This window comes from Paractinoplanes toevensis (genome assembly GCF_018332695.1).
GTDB classification, from domain to species: domain Bacteria; phylum Actinomycetota; class Actinomycetes; order Mycobacteriales; family Micromonosporaceae; genus Actinoplanes; species Actinoplanes toevensis.
The window spans coordinates 1-5562 of record NZ_BOQN01000211.1 but is presented as its reverse complement, the minus strand read 5'-3'; the positions used below and the strand labels follow the sequence as shown (position 1 = coordinate 5562).

The following is a 5562-nucleotide window of genomic DNA, read 5'->3' as shown; positions in this document are numbered from 1 at the left end:
TCCATGGGCAGTACACCTAGGCCTTACTGCTGGGCGGTCGCGGTGAAGGTCGCCGAGGCGAGGGCGTTGTGCCCGATGACGTACCCCACCACCGCCTGCGACGTGCCGGCCGGCAGCTCCAGCGTCGGGATGCTCAGCGCCACCACGGTGAACTGGTACCGGTGGGTGATGTCCCCGGTCGGCGGGCACGGTCCGGTGTAGCCGGTGCCACCGCCGTCGTTGGTGCCGTTCACCGCCCCGGCCGGCAGCACCGCGCCGGTCGGCAGGGACGTCGTCGAGGCCGGGATGTCCCAGGCCTGCCAGTGCCAGAAGCCGCTGCCGGTGGGCGCGTCCGGGTCGAAGAGCGTGACGGCGAAACTCTTCGTGCCGGCCGGCGCACCCCGCCACGAGAGCTGCGGCGAGAGCCCGGCGTCGTCGCAGCCCCAGAACGGAGCCGGGATCGGCCGGTTGGCCCGCAGGTCGGTGCTGGTGAGCTTGAAGTGACCGACATTGCTGGGCAGCCCGCTACGCACCTTCTGGAAACCGAAGTGCAGGACGGTGGCCGCAGACGCGCCGGCCGCGGCCCCCACGAAGACGAGGACGGCCGCGAGCACCACGGCGAGACGGCGAGAGATACGGTTCATGATCGACCCCCATGAATCATCGAATGCCGAGATTCTGCTCCCCGGGGTCGATCTACTTCAATCGGATGATCAGACGTCTACGCTGACGTACTGCTTGCCGGCCATGTTGACCACCCGCACCGAGGCCACCTCGGCCGGGTCGATCAGGGCGCTGCCGTTCAGGGTCGTACCGTTCGCCTCGCCGGCGTCGGAGACCAGCCAGCTGCCGGCCAGGATCGGCTCGCCGTTCTTGCCGACCACCTCGAGGCGGCAGCGTTCACCGGCCGGGATGCCGCCGACCGTGGCGGTCAGCCGCACCCAGCCGGCCGCCGGGATCACGGTCGCGTCGATGCGCGCGCCGGTGCCCGCGTCGACCGCCGACACGGCCTGCGTGCCCGGTGCCACGGAGGCCGAGGACCCCTGCGCCTGCGGGGTGCCGGTCGGCGCCGTACCCCGTCCGAGAATGACCCCGCCGCCGATCGCCACCGCGACCACCGCGGCCGCGGCCGTGGTCAGGACGGCCAGGCGGCGCAGCCGGCCGCCGTTCGATTCCTGCCGCACCTGGCGCAGCGTGCGCTGCAGCAGCAGGTCGGCGTCCTCCGGCGGGCCGTCGAGCAGCATCTCGTCGGGGATCTCCCGCAGCGCCGTCGACCACTCCTGCAGCGACTCGATCTCCTCGCGGCAGGCGGCGCAGGAGGACAGGTGCTCGTCGGCCCGGCGCTTCTCGCCGGGGGTGAGCATCTCCATCAGGTACCCGGCCATGTCGACGTGGTCGTTGGTCGGGTTGGTGCTCTCGGGCGTGCTCATGATGCCAACCGTTCTCTGCCGCCGGCCTCGCGTAGGGCCCGCAATGCGTAGTAGGACCGGGACTTCACCGTTCCCGGCGGGATGCCGAGCACCTCGGCTGCCTCGGAGACCGTGCTGCCGCGCAGGTAGACCTGTTCGAGCACGGCCCGATGCTCATCGGAGAGGGTGCTGAGCGCGTCGACCACCACCATCGAGTTGACCACCTGATCGGCGTGGTCGCCCTCCACCGCGGCGTCCGGGGGCGACTCGCGCACCTCCGGCGGCCTGCGGTTGCGGGCCCGGATCTGGTCCAGCACGATGTTGCGGACGACGGTGAGCAGCCAGCCGCGCACCGATCCCTTGCCGCTGTCCAGGCTGTCCGGATGCCGCCAGGCACGCACCAGGGCTTCCTGGACGACGTCCTCCGCGGCGGCGCGGTCCCGGGTCAGCTGCGTCGCGTACGCGAGCATGGCTCGTCCGTGCTCCTGGAACAACGATCTGACCAGTGCCTCATCGGCCACCTCCCGGCGGGGTCTGCTCCTTGTCGACGGCATCGCGTCTCTCTTTGTCCGCGGCACTTGTGGTTGCGCCGATCCGGTCCGACATCGACGAACGTACTGTGCCGCAGCTACTTGAGATACGTGCAGGTAGCCCGCCCGGATCAAAGATCTTGGCAAAGTGGCACGGCCGGGTGAACCACTCTCGCGCGGGCGTCGTGTGGATGACACCAGCGAAGAGAGGGAAGCCATGACGACGCTCAGCAGGACGACGAAGGCAGCGGTCGGACTGGCCGGCCTGGCATTCCTGGCGGCCTGCGGCAGCCAGTCGGATTCCTCGGACGACCTGATCGCGAAGCAGCTCCCGATCGCCGAGACCAGGACGGTCGCCCCGACGCCCACGAGCACCCCGGCCGACCTCGCCGCGGTGCCGGAACCGTCGGGCCAGGCCGCGCAGGCCCCCGACGCCGCGCCCACCGTCGCCAAGACCCAGAAGTGGGTCAAGATCTTCAGCGGCCCGTCCGACAAGGACGTCAAGCCCAACGCCGACAAGGCCAAGGGCAGCAACACGGTGGAGCTGAACGCGACGCTGAACGAGCAGATCGGCACCTACGTCACCGACGGCGCCGGCCGCACGCTTTACCGCTTCGACAACGACAACCGCAAGCCGCCGAAGTCGACCTGCAACGGTTCGTGCGCCACCGCCTGGCCCCCGCTGCTGATCAAGTCGCCCGGCAAGATCTTCCCGAAGGGCATCGACCCGAAGATCATCGGCTACGTCGAACGCGCCGACGGCCACTGCCAGGTGACGATCAACGGCTGGCCGGTCTACTACTTCATCGCCGACGCGAAACCCGGCGACATCAACGGCCAGGGCGTCAACGGCAAGTGGTTCGCCATCGCCCCCACCGGCGGCAAGACCAAGGCCGTTCCCGGCTTCCCGCTGACCAGCCCCACCAGCTGAAAAACCATCGGGGGTCCGCCCGGCAGCTTCGCAAGCTGCCGGGCGGGTCATTTTTCGGTACGCGCACCGAAGACGTCCCGTGCGAATCGGCCCGGCCGGTCGGTGGTCCGGCCGATCACCCGGCTTCCGGCCCGGCCCCGGTGGTCACCCGCGCCGGCTGCTCCGCCGGTGGCCGGAGGCCGTCCATCAGGAGGTTCAGCAGCCGGCCGGCATCTGCCTCGCGCTCCGGCTTGGGGGCGACGGTGAAGATGCCGATCAGGGCGGCGGCGACGTCCTCGGCGGTGACGTCGGGGCGGAGGTCACCGGCCACACGGCCGGCGTCGAGGATCGTGGTGATGGCCGTCAGCAGCTCGGCCCGGGTCCGGTCATGGGCGATCTCACCCGACCGGATCATCGAGAGCAGCGTGTCGAGCATGCCGTTCTTGGCCGCGATCCAGTCCCCGAACAGGTCCATCCAGCGCCGCATCGCGGCGGCCGGGGGCAGCCCGCCGAGCAGCTCGTGGGCCCCGGTCGTGAGCCGCACGACCTGGTCCCGGTAGACCGCGTCGACCAGCGACTCGCGGGTGGGGAAGTGCCGGTAGAGCGTGCCGATGCCGACACCGGCCTCGCGGGCGATGGCCCGCATCGACGGCTCGGTGTCGGCCGACATGAACACGCGGGTCGCGACCGCGAGCAGCTGTTCGCGATTGCGGGTCGCGTCCGCGCGCGGCACGCGGGTCTCCGCCTCGGTCAAAACGGATCACGCTCCGGTTGTGCTAGGTTCGCTGATGCAAACGGAGCATAGTCCGTTTAACTGCGGGAGTGGAGCGGTCAGATGCCGACAAGCACGAGCAGGATGGTCCGCCTCGATTCATTCGGCGGCCCCGAGGTCCTGAACATCCGCGAGGTACCCGCACCGCAGGCCGGCCCGGGGCAGATCCGAGTGCGGGTCACCGCGGCCGGCCTGAACCCGATGGACTGGATCATGACCGCCGACGCGGGCACCGCCGCCCGGTTCGGCCTGAGCCTGCCGGCCGGGTTCGGCACCGACTACGCGGGAGTGGTGGACCAGGCCGGTGCGGGGGTGACCGGGTTCGCCCCCGGCGACCCGGTCTTCGGTGGCGCCCTGTCCCGAGCGGTCGCCGACTTCGTGGTGGTGGACGCGGCCGCGGGCATCGCGGCGAACGAGGCCCACCACACCCCCCACGGCGTCGACGACCGCACCGCCGCGACCCTCGCGATAGCGGGCCGCACGGCAGCCGCCGCCCTGGCCGTGATCAACCCCGGCCCGGCCGACACGGTGCTGATCGGCGGCGCGGCGGGCGGGGTCGGCGTGTTCGCGGTCCAGCTGGCCCGGCTGGCCGGGGCCCGGGTGATCGGGACCGGATCGGCAACATCGTCCGAGTTCCTGCGCGACCTGGGGGCCGAGCCGGTCACCTACGGCGACGGCCTGGCCGACCGGGTCCGGGCCCTGGCCGCCGGTCGGGTCACCGCCGCGATCGACCTGCACGGCACGGAGACGGTCCACGCCGCGAGGGAACTCGACGTCCCCGACGAGCGCATCTGCACCATCGCCGCCCAGATCGACGGGGTCACGGCGGCCAACGGAGCCAACGCCGCCCCCGGCGCCCTGGAGGAGATCGCCCGCCTGATCGCGGCGGGCCGGCTACGGGTCCCCATCGCGGCGACCTTCCCGATCGAGCAGATCCGCACCGCGGCCGAGCTCCAGGCCGGCCGGCACGCACACGGCAAGGTAGTGGTCGACCTTTCATGAGAAGCGGGGGCACACGCGCGCCCCCGCACGGCCGTAGTCTGCCGTGGTGATAACCGAAGTCGATCTCCGCACGAGCGACGGGCGGACCCTGCGCGGCTACTCCCGGGGCGCCGGCGACCGAGTCGTCATGTGGCATCACGGCACACCGAACATCGGTTCCCCGCCCGCACCGCTGTTCGCCGCGGCCGACCGGCTCGGCATCCGCTTCATCTCCTACGACCGCCCCGGCTACGGCGGCTCGACCCCGAACCCCGGCCGGGACATCGCGTCCACCGGCGGGGATGCCGCCGCGGTCGCCGACGCGCTGGGCGTCGGCGAGTTCGCGACGCTGGGCCATTCCGGCGGCGGGCCGTGCGCGCTGGCCTGCGCCGCCCTACTGCCCGATCGGGTCACCGCCGCCGTGTCGATCTCCGGCCTCGCACCGTTCGACGCCGACGGTCTGGACTGGTTCGCCGGAATAGGCCCGGCCGGCGAGGCCGGGCTGCGCGCATCGGTGGCCGGCCGCGAGGCCAAGGAGCTGCACGAAAAGGCGAACACCGGCACCGCCCCGGACTTCCTGCCCGCCGACTGGACGGCCCTGGAGGGGGAGTGGGGCTGGTTCGGCAGCGTCGTCGAACCGGCCGTGGCCGCCGGCCCGGCCCCGCTGATCGACGACGACCTCAGCTACGTGAACCCGTGGGGCTTCGACCCGGCGACGATCACCGCACGGGTGCTGCTGGCCCACGGCACCGGCGACCTGGTAGTCCCGGCCGCCCACAGCTCCTGGCTGGCCGCGCACATCCCCGGCTCGACCTTGCGCCTGGTGGACGGCGCCGGCCACATCTCGGTCCTGCCACCCACCGCCGTACCAGCCCTGGAGTGGATTTAACCCCGCCCGCCCGGCGGCCTGGCGGCTTGCGGATGACGGTCTGCGGCGCGGTGGCCGGCAGTGCGGTGGCCCGGTGGCCCGGCATTGCGGTG

7 protein-coding genes are annotated in these 5562 nt (G+C 71.9%); 3 read left to right on the top strand and 4 right to left on the bottom strand.

The annotated features are described in order from the left end of the window. Positions 1 to 23: 23 nt before the first annotated feature. The 3 genes from Ato02nite_RS50565 to Ato02nite_RS50555 all read right to left on the bottom strand — a co-directional run bounded on the left by Ato02nite_RS50565 (position 24) and on the right by Ato02nite_RS50555 (position 1942). Entirely contained in the window at positions 24 to 623 is a 600-nt protein-coding gene (locus Ato02nite_RS50565) for a YbhB/YbcL family Raf kinase inhibitor-like protein (protein WP_213013903.1), read from the bottom strand. Positions 624 to 692: 69 nt separating this feature from the next. Next, positions 693 to 1409: an anti-sigma factor family protein gene (locus Ato02nite_RS50560; protein ID WP_213013902.1), complete on the bottom strand. Its 717-nt coding sequence runs from the start codon at positions 1407 to 1409 to the stop codon at positions 693 to 695. Further along, on the bottom strand, positions 1406 to 1942 hold the full coding sequence (locus Ato02nite_RS50555) for a sigma-70 family RNA polymerase sigma factor (RefSeq protein WP_213013901.1): 537 nt from the start codon (positions 1940 to 1942) through the stop codon (positions 1406 to 1408). Before Ato02nite_RS50555 ends, Ato02nite_RS50560 begins: the two co-directional genes overlap by 4 nt. Positions 1943 to 2135: 193 nt before the next feature. Here Ato02nite_RS50555 and Ato02nite_RS50550 point away from each other — a divergent pair, with 193 nt between their 5' ends. After that, on the top strand, positions 2136 to 2849 hold the full coding sequence (locus tag Ato02nite_RS50550) for a hypothetical protein (protein ID WP_213013900.1): 714 nt from the start codon (positions 2136 to 2138) through the stop codon (positions 2847 to 2849). A gap of 115 nt (positions 2850 to 2964) precedes the next feature. On the opposite strand, the gene Ato02nite_RS50545 is transcribed toward Ato02nite_RS50550, so the two are convergent. Continuing rightward, positions 2965 to 3561, bottom strand: coding sequence for a TetR/AcrR family transcriptional regulator (locus tag Ato02nite_RS50545; RefSeq protein ID WP_213013899.1), 597 nt, complete (start codon positions 3559 to 3561; stop codon positions 2965 to 2967). A gap of 102 nt (positions 3562 to 3663) precedes the next feature. Between Ato02nite_RS50545 and Ato02nite_RS50540 the strand changes: the two genes are divergently transcribed. Next, on the top strand, positions 3664 to 4602 hold the full coding sequence (locus tag Ato02nite_RS50540) for an NADP-dependent oxidoreductase (RefSeq protein ID WP_213013898.1): 939 nt from the start codon (positions 3664 to 3666) through the stop codon (positions 4600 to 4602). Positions 4603 to 4648: 46 nt separating this feature from the next. Then, positions 4649 to 5470 carry an alpha/beta fold hydrolase gene (locus tag Ato02nite_RS50535; protein ID WP_246608255.1) on the top strand — a complete coding sequence of 274 codons (822 nt, stop codon included), beginning with the start codon at positions 4649 to 4651 and terminating at the stop codon, positions 5468 to 5470. Positions 5471 to 5562: the final 92 nt, after the last annotated feature.

Coding starts and splice junctions, on each gene's coding strand:
- Ato02nite_RS50550 (WP_213013900.1), top strand. CDS start 2,136: ATGACGACGCTCAGCAGGACGACGAAGGCAGCGGTCGGACTGGCCGGC.
- Ato02nite_RS50565 (WP_213013903.1), bottom strand. CDS start 623: ATGAACCGTATCTCTCGCCGTCTCGCCGTGGTGCTCGCGGCCGTCCTC.
- Ato02nite_RS50540 (WP_213013898.1), top strand. CDS start 3,664: ATGCCGACAAGCACGAGCAGGATGGTCCGCCTCGATTCATTCGGCGGC.
- Ato02nite_RS50560 (WP_213013902.1), bottom strand. CDS start 1,409: ATGAGCACGCCCGAGAGCACCAACCCGACCAACGACCACGTCGACATG.
- Ato02nite_RS50555 (WP_213013901.1), bottom strand. CDS start 1,942: ATGCCGTCGACAAGGAGCAGACCCCGCCGGGAGGTGGCCGATGAGGCA.